Source organism: Methanococcus maripaludis (assembly GCF_013760955.1).
Lineage (GTDB): Archaea > AGJL01 > Methanococci > Methanococcales > Methanococcaceae > Methanococcus > Methanococcus maripaludis_A.
This window is the reverse complement of record NZ_JACDUL010000003.1, coordinates 1-17,393: the sequence shown is the minus strand read 5'-3', so window position 1 is coordinate 17,393 and position 17,393 is coordinate 1. Positions and strand designations below refer to the sequence as shown.

The following is a 17,393-nucleotide window of genomic DNA, read 5'->3' as shown; positions in this document are numbered from 1 at the left end:
TTACATGCCTTGGTGTGCTTGTCCAGGCTTTGTTATTTCAGATAATTCATTTTTTTCAAATAACTCGATATTTTCAAGAACCGTGCTTCCTGTTCCTTTGTAAGTTTTAATATTTTCGCCATCTAAAACCTGTTTTGCATTTGGGCCCATATTGCCACTGATTACTGCAGATACATTTTGTGAGATTATTAATTGTGCAGATCCAATACCTGCACCGTGAGCAGATTCACCGTTTTTATTTTCAATTGCATTGAATTCTTTTGATTCAGTATCGTAAATTACGAAGTAAGGACTTCTTCCAAATCTTTGTTCGAATGTACTTTCTAAAGTAGTTCCGGTACTAGTAATACAGATTTTCATTTTTATCTCCTCGTTTTATATTATTGGTAAAATGTGGGGCAGGTTTCTATATATAGTTATCCCCATATGTGCAATATGGTTAAATTCTATTTTTTAATATATTATCAAATGAATATGTATTAAAATTATATAATAAACGAAATATAGGGTAAAAAACGTTAAAAAAGGTAAATTTAGTATTTAAGCAAGATATAAAAGTAAAATGAATAAGATGGCAACTCCGATTATTAAAAGAGTTATTCCAATTAGAAAGTATTTTTTAAAGTCATCATTTTCATGGATTTGTTTATGTAACCCTGCAATTATCAATAAAAATCCCGATGTCGGGAGTACAAGTAACATAGAATCCCAATTTTTTGTTACTTCAAGATATGCAGTTATTGCGATAAACAGCACTCCAAATGAAATGGTTATTTTTTGTAGTTCCCTAAACATCTGTTCATCAGATTTCATAAAAAAATCACCTTCCCCCTCTAAGGTAAATTTTAAATCTGTTATCGGTTATTTTTTAGCCCGAGAATACTTAAAGTTCTTACTATATCTGTTTTAGAGATTATTCCAAGTATATTTCCATTATCTATAACATAAACACGGTCCGTGTTTGTCATACCACGAATTAATTCATTTAGTGCAGCATTCGGCGGAACCATTACTGGTGGAAACATCAAATCTTTTACTTTTGTCGTTTTTGCTGCTGAAGACGATATTTCATTCATTGTAATTGTTCCAACGATTTTTCCATCCTCTAGCACAGGATATCCCAAAAACCGATTTTCAAGCATTAAATTTAAAACATCATCGACAGTGTCTTCCGAATTTACATAAACTATATTTTTAGACATTATTTCTTTTGCAGGCACGTTTTCAAACAATGTATCTGCAACAAGTGCCCTGTATTCTTGAGATGCTCCAAAGTATATGAATATTGCAATTAATACTAAAATTACATTGAAATTTATTAACCCAAATATCAATAAGAGTAATGCAAAATACTGGCCGACTGTTGATGCGAGTTTTGTTGCTTTTAAATAGCTCATTTTAGTTAATTTTGAAAGCAATGATCGAAATACCCTTCCACCATCCATTGGAAATGCGGGAAGTAGATTAAAAATTCCAAGAAGTATATTTAATCCTCCAACGGTTTGAAAAAGAGGATATTCTGCCATAGTGTAATCAGTTACTGTCGAAATGCCAAGTAATACACTCCCAATCACTAAACTTACAAGTGGCCCTGCAATTGCAATTTTAAATTCCCCTTCTCTTGAAATTTCGCTCATCATTGCCATTCCACCAATTGGTAGAAGCAGTATTTTTTCTATTTTTACCCCATATTTTTTTGCAACATATGAATGCCCTAGTTCGTGTAAAACTACGGATGTAAACAAAAACATGTATAAAATTAGCCCTTCAAGGCCCCAAAAATAGAAAACAACTACTAACAATAAAATAAACGTAATATGCAGTTCAATTGGTATCCCCATTACGCGCGCTATTTTAAACGATTGCAAAAATTTCCCCTCCGTGCTGGCTGTAATATATTATGGTTATTTACTTATTAATACTGTTTTGATAAGAAATTTAAAAACCAAAGCTAATTTTAAAAAAGTATTTTAAAAAATTAATCTTTCTTTTTGGAATATTCTATGATTTTTAGAAGTATTTTTTCAGCTTCTTTTAAATCGTCATTTGATATATTCATGTCAAGTTCATAGAAAAGGGTTTCAATATAATCAGAATACTTTCCTTTTTCAATTAAAAGCTCTTTATAGTCATAAATCATTTTTCTAAATTTTTCCTGCTTTATTTTTGCCATATCATCTTTTATATTGTCCCACAGGGTTGATTTTTTTAGATCATATTCTTCGGCAACTTTTCGAATGCTTTTACCGTTTATAATCTCTTCAATTATTTTTTTCTTTAGGTCAGCTTCAACTTTTTTTGGCCTTCCAACCTGATCCGTAATTGATATATCTACTCCAAAAATTAAAAGACGGTTTAATGCGCCTTTATTTTTTTCTTCCATGTATTCATAAACAGATTTTGGCATGGTAACTTCATCAATGCCCTGTTTTATTAGATCATCTACTTCTTTTTTCGATAGATATTTTGAAGTGTGGTAAGTTTTGTATTTTTCAGACATTTTTATCATCTTTAAATTTAGTTTAAATTTGGATTTTAACGTTAAAAAAGTGTTTTGAAATCCTGTTAAGCAATTAATTGGTTTTCATTATAAAAGATATTTAACGAGAGTGTAAATTATTAATTTGGTCAGTTTTATTTTATATTTAGAATACATAATTGAAAAATTGTCCGAAATTGTATCCCGATGTTAATTATAAGTCGTACCAATCTCCAATTTTGACAAGTTCCTTTTTAATATCGTCAACAGTAATTTTCAGATAGTGCATTGTGGTGTTTATGGATTTATGTCTTAGATATTTGCTCACCTTTTCAAGCGGAACCCCGTCATTTAACAGATGTAATGCTCTACTTCTTCTAAATGTATGCGTTGAAAATTCTTTATGGATTTTAGCGTCTTTTGTATACCTTTTGACAAGTTCCCATGCATATGTCCGGTTTTTGAACTTAAATAGTCGGTCATTATCATTTAACTTATTATCTACAATATGTCCGAATACATCTTCGTTTAACCACTCCGGAATAACGCAAATTTGGAATGTTTCGGTTTTAGTGTCTAGTAATTTACAAACGCCTTCGTTTAAATTTATATTTTTTACTTCAATTGTTAAGAGTTCTGAAACCCTGAGAGCCATCCCATAGAGCATTTTAAAGAACAGTTTATGTTCTTTAGAGTCTACTGAATCGATAAATAATTTTAACTCGTCTTTTGTAAGCCAGTCTTTGCAATAGTGCCTTGTCATATTACCAACATAAATTTAAGTTCTTAAATTTTCTTAATTGTTAATTTAATATTTTATTCATTCTTTATATATTTATTTAGCCATTTTTAACCGTTTTTGTTTATGTATATTAGTTTATATGTTCAAATATTTTTATATATAATTTTATTTAGTTATTTATCTAAATATTACAATATTTATTTATATAGTTCAATAGATTCTATAATTCGGTGATTTTGTCCGGATATTTTAAACTAACAATTTAAGTAAATTGTTGGGTTTGAAAAACAGCATATTCAAAATCGAAAAATAGCTTTTTTGGGCCATAATTGCGATAGTAATGGGTAAATTTAACGAAAAAAAGATATATTATAATTTTAAATTCCAAAAAGTAGTTATTAATTTTTTAAAATTTTAAAAAAAGGAATTTTAAGTTGTATTTTTGGTTAAAACAGTTAAAATCGGTTTTATTAATACTAAACTTATCAAAATAATTCAGTATTAATTTATTGATATATTTGTAAGAACTAATTATTATAAATTAGTTCTATTTTTCATAATTGGGCGGAGTTGCGGGCTACAATGCACAATGTATATATTACCCTATGGAGAGATTATATTTTGCAATAGTTATCTGATTAAACGATATATAATAATAGTAAAAACTGACAAATTTGAAACTATTTTTAATTGGGGTTAATATCAAAGGGAATATGATAAACACGGTGTTATAAGTGTATTTCGGGGGAAACTACATTTCAAAACATATAATTTAAGTTAGCCACATTTCGGGGGGCGTGTGGCTGATCAATATTTTTATTTTTGAAATAGCTTTTTTAGGCTTAGCATATTTTTGTTCTTTTAAACTTTATTTTTTAATTTTTTTAGGTACATTAACAGATAACTTGATATAGGAGTATACGCTAGTAGTACTAGTTGGCGATGGATTGAATGTAAATCCTTTTGATCGGAAAGACTAATAGTCAAAGCCCAAATTTCTCCATGTCGTTATGATTTATGAGGGTTTGACTACAACCTCGTGAATTATAAATTTGGGAGTTAATTTACTCTTTTTAAATTTATGATTTTTTCAAAAGATTATTCAGAATTTATATTCGTATTCATTTTTGACGTATAATCAAAAAAGAGGATATACTATGGAAAGTTTTAAAAATTTAGGTTTATCTGACGAGATAATAAAAGCGTTAGAAAAGAAAGGTTTCACAAACCCAACCCCTATTCAAGAACAAGCAATCCCTATTTTAATTGAAGGAAAAAGAGACGTTGTCGGCCAAGCTCAAACAGGTACTGGAAAAACCGCAGCATTTGGTATTCCTATTTTAGAAACAATTGACGAAAGCTCAAGAAACACACAAGCACTTATTTTAGCACCTACAAGAGAACTTGCAATACAGGTTGCAGAAGAAATCGATTCAATCAAAGGTTCAAAAAGATTGAACGTTTTCCCAGTATATGGTGGACAGTCAATTGATAGGCAGATAAGAGAATTAAAAAGAGGAGTTCAGATTGTTGTTGGAACCCCAGGAAGGATTCTCGACCACATTTCAAGAAGAACAATAAAACTCGAAAACGTTTCATACGTAGTTTTAGACGAAGCTGATGAAATGTTAAACATGGGATTCATTGACGATGTAGAAGAAATCTTAAAATCAGTAAGCACTGAAAAAAGAATGCTTTTATTCTCAGCTACATTACCTGACAGCATCATGAAACTTGCTAAAAACTACATGAGAGAATACGACATCATTAAAGTTAAAAGACAACAGCTTACAACAACTTTAACAGACCAGTCCTACTACGAAATCCACTCAAGAGATAAATTTGAATTACTTTCAAGAATTATCGATGTAGAAAAAGAGTTCTACGGTTTAATCTTCTGTAAAACAAAAGCAGACGTTGACGAAATCTCAAGCAGATTAACTGAAAAAGGATACGCTGCAGAAGGTCTTCACGGAGATATGACCCAAGCACAAAGAGAAAAAACACTTGATAAATTTAAAGCAAGAAAAATCAACGTTCTCGTAGCAACCGATGTTGCAGCAAGAGGAATTGATATCAACGACTTAACACACGTTGTAAACTATGATATCCCACAAAACCCTGAATCATACGTTCACAGAATTGGAAGAACAGGAAGAGCTGGAAAACAAGGTTACGCAGTTACATTTGTAGAACCTTCAGAATTCAGAAAATTCAAATACATCCAGAAAATTGCAAACACGGAAATTAGAAAAGAAGAAGTTCCAGACGTTAAAGACATAATCGGAGCTAAGAAAAGAAAAATTGTTTCAGGAATAAAAGAACTTTTAGAATCTGGAAAATACAACGACTGCGAAAAAATGGCTGCTGAATTATTAGAAGATGCAGATCCACAAGAAGTTCTTTCAGCAGTTTTAAAATACGCATTGAAAGATGAATTAAGCGAATCAAACTACAAAAGAATCGGAAAACCTGCAAACAGGGAAGGAAGAGACCGGGGCGAAGGAAGAAGTGAAGGCAGACGAGACCGGGGCGAAGGAAGAAGATCCTTTGTATCTGGCGGAAACGTTAGGTTATTCGTAGCTCTTGGTAAACTCGACAAAATGAACCCTAAAAAGTTAGTTGACCACATCTCAAAAAAATCCGATGTTAAAGGAAGAGACATCGATGATGTAAAAGTATTTGAGAAGTTCTCATTTGTAACCGTATCTTCAGACAATGCGGAAATAATCCTCGATTCATTTAAACATGAAAAAAGAGGAAGAAGATCAATAATTGAAGTTGCAAGCGGCAACTAATTATTCTCTTTTTTACTTTAAAATTATTTTAAATTCTTTTTTTCAATTTTTAAAACAGAAAATCTTTTTCGGAAATTTTATATTTAAATCGGTTAATTTAGAAATTTAATCTAGATTTTAAGTATCAAATAACCATCAAAACGAATGAATTGATAAAAATAAAAAAAAGAGTATTCGGGGTTAAATTTTAATATGTAAACTCTGGGGCCATAGAGTTTAACTTCGGAGGCAGTACATTTAATAAAAGTACCACATATTTAAAACTTTTTTGAGAGTGTAGTTAAGTATCGTAATGGTATATAGTTATTTTTTAAATAAGGTAAGTACAAACTTTACTCTATATCCAATATATCTTTATTATAATTTTCTATTTAGATTTTTTATCGGAACATTAATGATTTTATTTATATATTAAACACTTCTTTTTTATTTTCAACCGATTTAAAAAGAGCAATTTAAAGAGCAATGGTTATTTTTTACATAGCTCAAATTCTTTCAATTTGAATTTATCACATAGTAATACTATAATATAGAACACTATTGCAAATGAAATCAATTTATCTAAGAAATTTGAGAAAAATCCTGTTATATATACGGCAGTAAACAGGTTGAAACCAAGATCTAACAGATGTTTTGTTAAAATATCAACTGATTCACCAGTAATTCCCGAAAATACAATGTAACTTATGGTATTCCCCATCAATGAAGCCACTAATGAAATAACAACTGATGCGGCAAGCACGGTTTTTAAATTAAATGGATATTTATCAAATATATACCCGGTAATCAATCCAATTAATCCATTTACAATTGCAAAATGGAAATAAACCGGACCCAAAATTACCCCTAAACCAAAATGTGTTGCAAGACCCACAACTGCACCAATTATTGGTCCCATCAAAATTGCAGCAAGTATTGTTCCCACACTATCTAAATAAGCGGGTAAGTTTAAAAGAAGAACTAAATGTGCTCCGACAATGTTGATTCCAATCGAAAGGAGTATTAAATACCTGTAAAGCACTTTTTTGTAGTCTTCTCGTTCGATTTTGAGATCACTTAATTTATCTGTCAAAATATCCCTCTTTTAAACTAAATTTCTAACATGGCATGTCAGGTAATACTTTAAATCCCATTTGAGTTCATTAATTAAGTTTCTATTGGTATCAATCTGCAAAAAGAATATAAATAATTTAATTGCTTATTGCAAAAAATATATGTTTTAATTATTTTAAATTATCGCCCTGCTAGGGATAATTTATAAGTTTGATCATAACCTATTTTATTGTAATATACGTTTAATCATATATATTCGATAAATTGGAAAAATAATTTGAAAAAAAAGTTAAGGATACGGAACAATTCATAAATCCCCCGAAAAATTGAACTGTTCCATGGTATGAAACCGTTTTAACGACCTAAGAAACTCCCCGTTTCCCAAGATCTTTCCCACCTCGGGCAATATAAATTTTGAAAATAGCATTACTTAAACCTATGGAATAATCAAAACCAATATATTGGGTTAAAAAAGGAAAAAAGAAATTAAGAACAGTTGATTGATCAAATATTCGAAAATGGAGTAAAGATATATTTATTTTTCGAGAAAAAAATTAAATTTCTAAATCAATAAACTTCCAGAAGGGAATTGATTTAACTAAAATACCATCTTCAGTTATTTCCTGCTCTTGGTCAAACGTTATCAAGTATAATTCATTACATTTTATTTTTTTAGCGATTTTAACGAGTTTTTTAATTTCCCTATCGTAATTTTCAAAATTTAAGTTGTAACAGACGTTTATTAATTTTGAAACATGCTCATTTTGTTTAACTAAGAAGTCAACTTCACCGATATCATCTTCATAGTAAAAGAGTTCCTGATTTTCAAATAACCCTCTTCTTCTCAACTCAATAAAAACTGCATTTTCAAGGTATTTTCCAATATCGCTTGAATTTTTAAAGTCGTACATTTTTATAAATCCATTATCGATCACATATGATTTCATCAAACTTAAACTGCTCTCTTTTAAACTGTAAGCGTATTTTTTTAACGGGAATATTACGTAAGAGTCGTTTAGGTGGCTTAAATATTCATACAATGTATTTTTGCTTACACTAAAGCCCATTGATTTGAAGTTATTTGCAAGTTTATTGATTGAAACTTTTTTTGTGTTTGAATTGATTAAAAATTTTAAAAATAACCTCAATGAATCTGTATTTTTAACATTGTACCTTTCGATAATGTCTTTATAAACTACCATATCAAAATAGTTTTTCAAAATATCTTCACGATTTTCTTCTTCGAGTACAATTTCTGGAAATCCACCATAATTTAGATAATTTTCCAAGTTATTCAATATATTGGCGTGTTCCTGTTCAGTTAATATATCAGTTAACGTTATTTTCTTAAAATCGAGGTATTCCTTGAAAGATAAAGGAAATACTTCAACACTTAAACTTCTTCCTCGAAGTTGTGTTGCAATTTCTTTTGAAAGTAGTTTTGAAGAGGATCCGGTCAAATAAACTTTATAATCTTCTTTTTCAACCAATCTCTTTATAACAAGTTCAAAGTTTTCAATTTCCTGAATTTCGTCAAAAAAGAACGTTATTTTTTCATTAGGGTAAATTTCTTTTGAAACTTTTACTATTTCTTGTAATGTATCGAGAGTTACTGGAAATACTCTATCATCATCAAGCGGAAAGAATATTGCATTTTCAGTTTCTTTAAATAATTTCATCAATATGGATGTTTTTCCAGATCTCCTTATTCCTACTACGGAAATAGCTTTGTTTGTTTCTGGTAGTTTTAAATTTCTTTCATTTAATGATACGCCCCTTTGTTCGTATTCTTTAATTATTGATTTTATGGCATCCCGAAGTTCCATATCTTTCACCCAATTATTTACCCATATGTAGGTAAATAATATACAATTATTTACTTATCTATAAGTAAAGGTATTTAAATGTTTTAAAAACTGGCATATTTAAACTATCAATACACTAAAAAACAAAGTTTTTTGTGTTAATAAATCTTTGATTTATATAATCTATCAAAATGTAATGAATTGATAGAAAATGATATATGTGATAATATCAATATCTATCAAAATGTAATGAATTGATAGAAAATGATAGTTGATAGTTTATGAAACTTCCAAAAATTCCAAAATATTCAAAAGAAAACATTGAAATTGCACTTAAATATGTACCAAATCGGGAAATAATTGATATTGTCCAAAAATACAATGAAAAGTATCTTCATTTTAATGAATTAAAACATAAAACACTTCCGATAGATCCAGTTATAATCTGGACAATAATGAAAATGTTTAGAATGAATAATTTAAAATCAATACATTTTGGAAAATGGACATTTAATTATTCTTTAATCGATGAATTCATTGAAAAGCTGCATACCCTCGATAAATCGGCATCTGGAAACCTTTCAACTGCACTCGAATCTATTCCAAGTGAAAAAGAACGATATATTATAGACTCATTAATGGAAGAAGCAATTGCTTCAAGCCAGATTGAAGGGGCAGTAACTACGAGAAAAGTAGCGAAGGAAATGCTAAAAAAAGGCCAAAAACCAAAAAATAAAGATCAAAAAATGATCCTTAATAATTACAATACGATGAAATACATCCTTGAAATAAAAAATAAAGAATTTTCTATTTCTGAAATATTAAAAATTCATAAAATTATCACTGATGGAACGCTTGAAGATCCCGAATTTGTTGGAAAATTTAGAAAAAATAATGAAATTGCAGTTTATTCTACTGATGGAACACTGCTTCACGAACCTCCAAAATACGAGCTGGTTGAATCATTAATGAATAATTTATGTGAATTTTCAAATTCAAAAGACAAATTCATCCATCCAATAATAAAAGGAATTATAATCCACTTTTTAATTGGATATATTCACCCATTCAACGATGGAAATGGTAGAACTGCAAGATCCCTATTTTACTGGTACCTTTTAAAGAATGATTACTGGTTATTTGAATATATGGCAATTTCAAGAGTAATTAATGGATCAAAAGGACAGTATCGGGACGCTTATTTAAAAACGGAATCAGATACTTTTTATAAAGATGATAAAGGGGATTTAACGTATTTTATAAAATACAACCTGGAATGCATCTGCAGATCCCTTGATGAAATATTGGAATATTTAAGTAAAAAACAGGTTGAACAAAAAGAAGTTCTAAATCTTATAAATAAATCAGAAGATCTTAATCTGCGCCAAGCAGAGATTTTAAAAGAGATTTTAAAGACTCCTGAAAACATAATTACGATTAAAGAAATCGTTACAACATATAACGTAGCTTATGCAACCGGAAGGGCGGATTTAAACCATCTGGTGGATTTAGGATATTTGGAAAAGAAAAAAGCTGGAAAAGAATTTGTGTATGTTTTGAATAAAAAGTGAATTTTACTAGTTGATATTAAATTTTGAAAAGGTTTGGGATTAGATATTTACCTGCCAGCAGGCAAATTAAATGGTTCTATCAGGGAATATTTTAAAAATTACGAAAGTAATAATTTATTTATATACAATTTATCTTAATTTTTCAGATTTTTCAAAAAATTCACCAATGATAATTCATGTCTAACAAATGTTTTGGTAACTTAAGCGAAACTCAAAAAAACGCATTCATGCTCATAATTCTTTTTGGAGTAATAAGTCTTTTAGGGGACATAATCTATGAAGGAGCTAGAAGTGTAAATGGGCCCTATTTAGAGACACTTGGTGCGAGTGCCCTGATTGTTGGTCTTGTTGTGGGTTTTGGTGAATTTTTAGGATATGCTATTCGGTTATTTTCAGGTTACTTTTCGGATAAAACAAAAGCACATTGGTTTTTTACAATTTTTGGATACGGCCTTCTCATTTCTGTTCCTCTTCTCGCACTTTCAGATTACTGGCAGTTTGCTGCGATATTTATCGTGCTTGAAAGGATGGGTAAAGGATTAAGAAGTCCTGCAAGAGATACAATCCTATCATATGCAACAAAACAAGTTGGAACAGGACTAGGATTTGGAATTGCAGAGTTTTTGGACCAAATTGTGCAGTAATTGGCCCACTCGTATTTACTTTCATTTTTATTGGCGCAGGACCCATAAAAACGGTAGCTGACTATCAACAGGGATACTCTTACTTTTGGATGCCGTTTGTAATGCTAATGATAGTACTCTTCTTTGCGTACTTTAAAGTAAGGTCTCCTGAAAAGTTTGAAAGTTTGGATTTGAAAAAAGAGGGGACTAAAAAAATTCCAAAAGTATTCTGGACTTATTCCTTATTTACATTCATTACAACAGTTGGTTTCGTGAGCTTTGCAATTATCGGGTTTCATTTGAAAGTAAATGGTATTATTTCAGATGCAGAAATTCCCTTTTTTTATGCGGTTGCAATGATGGTGGATGCGATATTTGGACTTTTAGTCGGTAAAATGTATGATTCTTTTAAATCAAAACACGATAACGAAAAAGCAGGTCTATTAATCTTAGGAATAGTTCCCCTACTAACCGCAGTGCTTATTCCGCTCGTATTTTCGTATAATTTTGCACTAATATTTGTTGGAATGCTCCTCTGGGGAATTGTTATGGGTTCACACGAAACGGTAATGAAAGCATCCATTGCAGATATTACCTGCATAAATAAAAGGGGAACTGCATACGGTATTTTTAGTGTAATTTACGGATTAACTCTTTTTATTGGGGCCATTTTTGCAGGATATCTCTACGACATTTCCATTTTTTGGATGATTTTAGTATTAGTTGGTATTGAGCTATTGGGGATACCAGTGTATTTCATGATGAAAAAACAGATAATGTAATGTAAAAAGCATTTTCTGATTATTTTAAATTTTGTTTCGGGATCTTTTGAAATCAGATTAAATAGTTTAGATTAATTTATTTAAAAATTAAAAATTAAAGACTTTTGATTAATCGAATATTCGAAAATTGATTAAAAATAGTTGGATTTTTTCTAAATTCGACTGGGTGCCGTGTGTTTTAAATATTGTTTTTTTTAGGTTAAAAATTAAAAAAAGAAATAATTATTTTTTTAAACTGTCTGATTTAATTTACAATTTATCTAAGCCAGTTCATAACGCCCTGCCAGAATTTTCCAAGTACCCCTTGTGGTTCAGTGTCTTGGCTGGTGCCTTGGTATTGGTTACCTTGCCCAGATTGAGTCGATAAACCTCCCTGTGCACCATATCCAGTACCCGTTTCCATATCGCCAGATATAATTTCGAGATACTCTGATTCACTAATGTACTGAGGTTCGTAGGTTCCACCGTTTGTTTCAATTACTTTTGTAAATGATCTCAAATGGTTTCTTGAACCTTTTTCTAAATTATCATATACTGCAGTAATATCCTGATTATCAGATATTTCATTCAATCTTTGCAAATCATAAATATCTAAATCTTCAACGGTTGCACCGACCATTAATGCATCCAATAATGAAGTCGACCCAGTTTCAACTAGACTTGTATATAATTCTGTTAAATCCTGATTTGTAAATACTCCTCTTGTGTCATCAGTAACAGGATCAGTTAAATTATATTTATCCAATAGTAATTTCACTGCATTTGTGTGTGTACTTTCACTATTTGCAATATTTAAGAAAATTTGCTGTCCCCATATATCATATAGCTCCAAGTAAACGTCTCTAGCTAATTTTTCTTCTTCCCTCATCAAGATTAATCCATCAATTTCTTCCTGACTTAATTCTTCAACAGAATACATGCTAATTTCTTGCTGGTGATTTACCTGTGTATCATCATACAATTGATACAATTGTCCACCTTGATTTTGACCATAGCCCCTACCCGGATTACCATATGCAAATGCAGAACTTATGATGACCAAAAACAAGAGTAAACTTGTAGTAATTTTAATCGTTTCCATCCCCTCTACCCCTTAGTTTTTTAATATAAATATATATTTTAAAAAAGAACTTTAAAATATTTTTGAAATAGGCCTGACTCGAAGTATTGACAAAACCGATTAATTATTAATAAAAACGTATGTTTTTCTAAATTATTTAGAAAATTTTAAAGAAAAAGGAAAATATTGTTTTTCAAAATATTGATTATAATATTTACCAGTCAATACAAAATTATCAAACAAAATGTCGGAATTTTGTAAGAAAGGATATTCTGACTCGAGTTCTGTATTTTTTATTACCATTTTGTGTGAAAACCTCCAAATTCGGGTGATTTAATGGTACAGTCTTCAATAGTGATGTCTTCACATTCTCTTAATGCTTTGATACCTCCCAAATAACTTTTTACAATTGTCATGTGTTTGGTATACCATATTGCGGCACGGCAGGTTTCGGTCGTACGACTATTTTCAATTTTGGCGTTTTTTACATGCCAAAAAGGATATTGAAGTCTGAAATCACAATCTGAAACGTATATATCTTCACTTTCTTTTAAAGCAGATTCTCCATCAAGAGGACCATCAAATACACAATTGCTGACTGTTGCGTCATATATGCCATACAAGGCACGCTCTTCATCCAGGGTTAAGTTATTGTATTCTGTTGGTTTCTCTTTTTGATCAAAACTTTCAGAATATATAGCGTTAGTAAAGGGAATTATCCCTTTGCTTTGAATATTTAAATTATCGTTGGTGTTTTGTCCCATATCAAATACTTGTTTTTATTTCAGATTTTCTTTGAAAAATCCTTCTAACTTGTCAAATGGAATGTAATTATTGTCTCCGCCATCGTACAAGTCGATGTGTCTTGCACCTGGCACAATGTAAAGTTCTTTTGGTTCAGCAGCTCTTTCGTATGCTTCTTCACTGTAGTAGTTGGAATGGCCGTTTTCCCCTATGATGAATAAAAGTGGTCGTGGGGAGATACTTTCAATGTAATTCATTAACGGGAAATTCATGAAAGATATTCCACTTGTCGCAGTAAATGAAGCTCCTGCATTTATATGGAATCCTCTTTTCATTGCATAATATTCAAAGAATTCACTTGTAACTGGATCCAATCCTTCTGGAATTGAATCTGCCGGTGTTCTCGGAAATCCTTCAGGCACCAATGGGCTTTCATTTTCAAAGTCAGTCCATCTTTGTTCAGCCATTTGAGATAACATTGCATCACGTTGTTCGTCAGTCAATGTTTTTCCAAATCCATCTCTGAACATGCTACTAATATCATACATACTTGCGGTTGCTACTGCTTTGATTCTCGGATCAACCTGTGCTGCAGTAACTGAAAATCCTCCGCTTCCACAAATTCCAATAGCCCCAATTCTTTCCCGATCTACAAAGTCTCTGGTGCCGATAAAATCAACTGCTGCACTAAAATCTTCAACAAATAAGTCAGGAGATGAAATGTGTCTTGGTTCCCCTTTGCTTTCACCATTGTATGATTCGTCAAATGCAAGGGCAACAAAACCTCTTTGTGCCATATTCTGCCCATATATTCCGGCACCTTGCTCTTTTACGCCACCATAAGGTGTTCCTATAACAATTGCAGGATATTTTTTAGATGTGTCAATATCTTTTGACATGTAAAGGTGTCCTGCAACTTCCACTCCAAATTTATTTTTAAACATTACTTTTTGAACAGTCACATTTTCACTTAATTTGAATGTAAGAGTTTTAGGATCTACAGTTGTTGTTTTTACTGATTCCATATTTTCATCCTCAGATTTTGGTTTTAGATTATATGCTTATTTTAATTTGTTATATTCATCCGCAGATACTGGTTCTAACCATTCTGCAGGGCCTGCTTTTGAATTAGTCTCAACAGAAAGGTGTACAAACCAGCTGTCAGGAGCTGCCCCGTGCCAGTGTTTTACATTTGCTGGAATTTCAACTACATCTCCAGCTTTAAGTTCTTGTGCAGGCTTTCCTTCTTCTTGATAGTAACCACGGCCACCAGTAACGAGCAGAATCTGTCCTCCTGGATGTTTATGCCAGTTATTTATACATCTTGGTTCGAATGTCACATTGCCAATTGGGCAGTTAAATTCGTTATCCCTTCCAACTAACATGTTAACCCATACTTTGCCGGAAAAATACTTGCTCAAAAATTCTGGAAGTTCTTCCCCTTTTGGAAAGATTGTACTATTGCTTAACTCATCGGATAATGTCATGTTGTAACCTCTCTTGGTAAATTTTATAGATTGAGTAATCAGTCATATTCTAACCAAAAAAATTTAGTTTCTGGTAAGCCCATTCCAGATTATCTCAAACCCGTCATCTATAAGTTTATTTTCGTCTTTGGATGAATCATAGCCAGAAATTACCTCCACAACGATCCTGCTGTTTTGATAAAACATTGCCATGACCAGTTCTGAAGGTAATTCTTTAATGTGTCCTTCTTTTAAACCTTCTTCAACAAGCGTATGTAAGAATACGTACTCTTTCATAACTTCTTCACGAGTAAAATTTGATATGTACGGAGAATTGCAAAATTGCCCAACAAAAAGAAACTCATCATGGTTATCTAAGCCCCACCTAACTAGATTATCCCATATTTTCTTCAAACGGTCTTTAAAGCTAACTTGTGATTCGAGGTCTTTTACCATAGCTCGGCTCAAACCACCCTTTACTTCGAAATAAAGATTGTTTATCAGGTCTTCTTTCGTTGGAAAGTAATGGAAGAGCGTACCCGTAGCTACTCCTGCTTCTTTTGAAATTTGGGCTGTAGATGTACCTTGAAATCCACGTTCAGTAAAAAGTTTCAAAGCAGCATCCATAACGGCTTTTCTTTTGTCTTCGATATTTGCTTTCATATCTATCTCATCCACTGACTGATTAGTCAATTAATTATACGATTGTTTTGATATATAAATATTGGGGCGAGTATTTATAAGTCTTTGATCGTGAAACTTGGAAAATCATTATCAAATAGGATTTAAAGAATCAAAAATGATACATAAAAAAGATAATTGTCCAAATTTTAACAGCGAATCTAAACTTAATCGGTATTATTAAATATTCTTTTTTTAATAATTAGGCTATTAATTTTTAGTTATTGAACTAATTTTTCTAGTATTTATTGTGGAAGGGTTAAAATGGGAAAACTATTGTATTATAACAAGAATAACGGTGAATTAAATGGAAAATATAGGAAAAGTTCATAACCATACAACCGAAGATAACCTAAAAATGCCACATTTATGGAGGCAGGCGATAAGCGGTATTGAAATTACGGTTGCAGAAGACGAAATTTTTACCGATAAATACTCACATTATATGGTAATACATGACCCCCTGAAAACAAAGTTTAATAAAAATAGAGAAGAATTAAACAGAAGGTTTTGTAATAATATTGGAGTTTCTGTTGTAAGCTACATTCGAAAAGAAGGAGATATGCATTATGTAAGGGGATTAATGGCTGAAAATGGTGCTAATATCTATGGTATTTTACCATATACCTCTTTTGATCAAATTAACGAAGCAAAGTTTCCACAAACTTCTATGGAACCAAGGAAAATGGAAGCCTTCAGTAGTATCCTTCCATCACTAAACGGAAAGAATATACTTGATGTAGGCTGTGGCATTGGAAGTCTTGCAATAAATATGGCCAAAGTAAAACCGGAATCCACAATATATGGGATAGACATTATTGATGGTTCAATAGAACAGTGCAAATTAAATGCAAGAATTGAAGGCGTAACCAATACAAATTTTGCTGTAGCCAGCGCCTATGAATTACCTTTTGAAGATGAATACTTCGATACAGTGACCTGTTTTTTTATGTTGCATCATCTTAATGACGTAGCAAAAGCATTGCAAGATATTAAACGGGTTTTAAAACCATCCGGTGAAGTATTTGCAGTGGAACCAATTGATCATTTTCATGGTGTGCAAAGAGGTCCTGAAGACTGGAAAGCACTTTTTTTGGAAGCAGGTTATAGTGTAAAATCTTGGGAGAAAAACGCTGTCTCATACATCCACGCAGTTTTGAAATAATAAAAAAGATAAGTATGTTCCACAAAATCGCCAGAATTTATGTTTTACTTTTTTAAATTTTAATTTATTTTAAGTTCAGTATTGAATCTGTTTTGGCGGGTTTACGCTAATTTAAAATATATAACACAGATTCAAACGTCAAAATACTGTTCGAGTAAAACATTTCGTGAGTATGGCCATATTATTTAAATATATTTTTATAGGTATTAAATAATACTTTATATTAAATATGTATGATTTATATAGTTGTTTATACTAAGCATTAACCAGCATTATTTGTAAATTTGGAGGTTAATATCATGCCTAAAATGGTTATTTGCGGCCGTGGTGGTTGCGGAAAAAGTACTTTGATTACATTAATGGCTCAAAAGATTGAAGAACAGGGAAAAAAGGTTTTAATTGTAGATTCTGATGAATCCAACTT

At 31.2% G+C, this 17,393-nt stretch carries 17 protein-coding genes and 1 pseudogene; 6 read left to right on the top strand and 12 right to left on the bottom strand.

Translation table 11 applies throughout. The annotated features are described in order from the left end of the window. The 5 genes from HNP90_RS05375 to HNP90_RS05355 all read right to left on the bottom strand — a co-directional run bounded on the left by HNP90_RS05375 (position 1) and on the right by HNP90_RS05355 (position 3,242). Positions 1–360, bottom strand: coding sequence for a NifB/NifX family molybdenum-iron cluster-binding protein (locus tag HNP90_RS05375; protein WP_012067975.1), 360 nt, complete (start codon positions 358–360; stop codon positions 1–3). A 180-nt stretch (positions 361–540) separates the two neighbouring features. Continuing rightward, positions 541–813 carry a hypothetical protein gene (locus tag HNP90_RS05370; RefSeq protein ID WP_012067976.1) on the bottom strand — a complete coding sequence of 91 codons (273 nt, stop codon included), beginning with the start codon at positions 811–813 and terminating at the stop codon, positions 541–543. 41 nt (positions 814–854) lie between these two features. Continuing rightward, entirely contained in the window at positions 855–1,868 is a 1,014-nt protein-coding gene (locus HNP90_RS05365) for a site-2 protease family protein (RefSeq protein WP_012067977.1), read from the bottom strand. A gap of 110 nt (positions 1,869–1,978) precedes the next feature. Next, positions 1,979–2,500 (bottom strand): hypothetical protein, encoded by a 522-nt coding sequence (locus HNP90_RS05360; protein ID WP_048060459.1) that lies wholly within the window; start codon positions 2,498–2,500, stop codon positions 1,979–1,981. Positions 2,501–2,693: 193 nt separating this feature from the next. Next, positions 2,694–3,242: a tyrosine-type recombinase/integrase gene (locus tag HNP90_RS05355; protein WP_012067979.1), complete on the bottom strand. Its 549-nt coding sequence runs from the start codon at positions 3,240–3,242 to the stop codon at positions 2,694–2,696. Positions 3,243–4,378: 1,136 nt separating this feature from the next. Between HNP90_RS05355 and HNP90_RS05350 the strand changes: the two genes are divergently transcribed. After that, the gene (locus tag HNP90_RS05350; protein ID WP_012067980.1) at positions 4,379–6,019 is read left to right on the top strand and encodes a DEAD/DEAH box helicase; all 1,641 of its coding nucleotides are present in this window, start codon (positions 4,379–4,381) and stop codon (positions 6,017–6,019) included. Positions 6,020–6,488: 469 nt separating this feature from the next. Here the strand turns inward: HNP90_RS05350 and HNP90_RS05345 are convergent, their stop codons facing one another. Both HNP90_RS05345 and HNP90_RS05340 read right to left on the bottom strand, forming a co-directional pair. Next, on the bottom strand, positions 6,489–7,091 hold the full coding sequence (locus HNP90_RS05345; protein ID WP_012067981.1) for an ECF transporter S component: 603 nt from the start codon (positions 7,089–7,091) through the stop codon (positions 6,489–6,491). Between the two features lie 535 nt (positions 7,092–7,626). Beyond that, positions 7,627–8,898, bottom strand: coding sequence for an ATP-binding protein (locus HNP90_RS05340; RefSeq protein WP_012067982.1), 1,272 nt, complete (start codon positions 8,896–8,898; stop codon positions 7,627–7,629). 260 nt (positions 8,899–9,158) lie between these two features. On the opposite strand from HNP90_RS05340, the gene HNP90_RS05335 reads away from it, so the two are divergent. The 3 genes from HNP90_RS05335 to HNP90_RS09345 all read left to right on the top strand — a co-directional run bounded on the left by HNP90_RS05335 (position 9,159) and on the right by HNP90_RS09345 (position 11,853). Next, entirely contained in the window at positions 9,159–10,448 is a 1,290-nt protein-coding gene (locus tag HNP90_RS05335) for a Fic family protein (RefSeq protein ID WP_012067983.1), read from the top strand. A gap of 176 nt (positions 10,449–10,624) precedes the next feature. Continuing rightward, positions 10,625–11,092 (top strand): MFS transporter, encoded by a 468-nt coding sequence (locus HNP90_RS09350; protein ID WP_081430740.1) that lies wholly within the window; start codon positions 10,625–10,627, stop codon positions 11,090–11,092. Between the two features lie 101 nt (positions 11,093–11,193). After that, positions 11,194–11,853, top strand: coding sequence for an MFS transporter (locus HNP90_RS09345; RefSeq protein ID WP_196792592.1), 660 nt, complete (start codon positions 11,194–11,196; stop codon positions 11,851–11,853). A gap of 256 nt (positions 11,854–12,109) precedes the next feature. On the opposite strand, the gene HNP90_RS05325 is transcribed toward HNP90_RS09345, so the two are convergent. The 5 genes and pseudogenes from HNP90_RS05325 to HNP90_RS05305 form a co-directional block, all read right to left on the bottom strand. Beyond that, positions 12,110–12,934: a DUF2202 domain-containing protein gene (locus HNP90_RS05325; protein ID WP_012067984.1), complete on the bottom strand. Its 825-nt coding sequence runs from the start codon at positions 12,932–12,934 to the stop codon at positions 12,110–12,112. A gap of 132 nt (positions 12,935–13,066) precedes the next feature. After that, positions 13,067–13,677 (bottom strand): annotated as a pseudogene (locus HNP90_RS05320) (DUF3737 family protein). Between the two features lie 15 nt (positions 13,678–13,692). Then, entirely contained in the window at positions 13,693–14,682 is a 990-nt protein-coding gene (locus HNP90_RS05315) for an alpha/beta hydrolase (RefSeq protein WP_012067986.1), read from the bottom strand. A gap of 36 nt (positions 14,683–14,718) precedes the next feature. After that, entirely contained in the window at positions 14,719–15,144 is a 426-nt protein-coding gene (locus HNP90_RS05310) for a cupin domain-containing protein (RefSeq protein ID WP_012067987.1), read from the bottom strand. A gap of 63 nt (positions 15,145–15,207) precedes the next feature. Then, positions 15,208–15,786, bottom strand: coding sequence for a TetR/AcrR family transcriptional regulator (locus tag HNP90_RS05305; protein WP_048060460.1), 579 nt, complete (start codon positions 15,784–15,786; stop codon positions 15,208–15,210). A gap of 376 nt (positions 15,787–16,162) precedes the next feature. Between HNP90_RS05305 and HNP90_RS05300 the strand changes: the two genes are divergently transcribed. Both HNP90_RS05300 and HNP90_RS05295 read left to right on the top strand, forming a co-directional pair. Continuing rightward, complete coding sequence (locus HNP90_RS05300) at positions 16,163–16,969, top strand: class I SAM-dependent methyltransferase (RefSeq protein WP_258558941.1); 807 nt, start codon at positions 16,163–16,165, stop codon at positions 16,967–16,969. A gap of 284 nt (positions 16,970–17,253) precedes the next feature. Continuing rightward, the coding region (locus HNP90_RS05295; RefSeq protein ID WP_258558948.1) for a nucleotide-binding protein at positions 17,254–17,393 on the top strand (140 nt) is incomplete at its 3' end.

Excerpts from the sequence above, each read along its gene's own strand:
- HNP90_RS05310 (WP_012067987.1), bottom strand. The coding sequence starts at position 15,144 with ATGACATTATCCGATGAGTTAAGCAATAGTACAATCTTTCCAAAAGGG.
- HNP90_RS05370 (WP_012067976.1), bottom strand. The coding sequence starts at position 813 with ATGAAATCTGATGAACAGATGTTTAGGGAACTACAAAAAATAACCATT.
- HNP90_RS05375 (WP_012067975.1), bottom strand. The coding sequence starts at position 360 with ATGAAAATCTGTATTACTAGTACCGGAACTACTTTAGAAAGTACATTC.
- HNP90_RS05360 (WP_048060459.1), bottom strand. The coding sequence starts at position 2,500 with ATGTCTGAAAAATACAAAACTTACCACACTTCAAAATATCTATCGAAA.
- HNP90_RS05325 (WP_012067984.1), bottom strand. The coding sequence starts at position 12,934 with ATGGAAACGATTAAAATTACTACAAGTTTACTCTTGTTTTTGGTCATC.
- HNP90_RS05340 (WP_012067982.1), bottom strand. The coding sequence starts at position 8,898 with ATGGAACTTCGGGATGCCATAAAATCAATAATTAAAGAATACGAACAA.
- HNP90_RS05355 (WP_012067979.1), bottom strand. The coding sequence starts at position 3,242 with ATGACAAGGCACTATTGCAAAGACTGGCTTACAAAAGACGAGTTAAAA.
- HNP90_RS09345 (WP_196792592.1), top strand. The coding sequence starts at position 11,194 with ATGCTAATGATAGTACTCTTCTTTGCGTACTTTAAAGTAAGGTCTCCT.
- HNP90_RS05315 (WP_012067986.1), bottom strand. The coding sequence starts at position 14,682 with ATGGAATCAGTAAAAACAACAACTGTAGATCCTAAAACTCTTACATTC.
- HNP90_RS05350 (WP_012067980.1), top strand. The coding sequence starts at position 4,379 with ATGGAAAGTTTTAAAAATTTAGGTTTATCTGACGAGATAATAAAAGCG.
- HNP90_RS05305 (WP_048060460.1), bottom strand. The coding sequence starts at position 15,786 with ATGAAAGCAAATATCGAAGACAAAAGAAAAGCCGTTATGGATGCTGCT.
- HNP90_RS05300 (WP_258558941.1), top strand. The coding sequence starts at position 16,163 with ATGCCACATTTATGGAGGCAGGCGATAAGCGGTATTGAAATTACGGTT.
- HNP90_RS09350 (WP_081430740.1), top strand. The coding sequence starts at position 10,625 with ATGTCTAACAAATGTTTTGGTAACTTAAGCGAAACTCAAAAAAACGCA.
- HNP90_RS05335 (WP_012067983.1), top strand. The coding sequence starts at position 9,159 with ATGAAACTTCCAAAAATTCCAAAATATTCAAAAGAAAACATTGAAATT.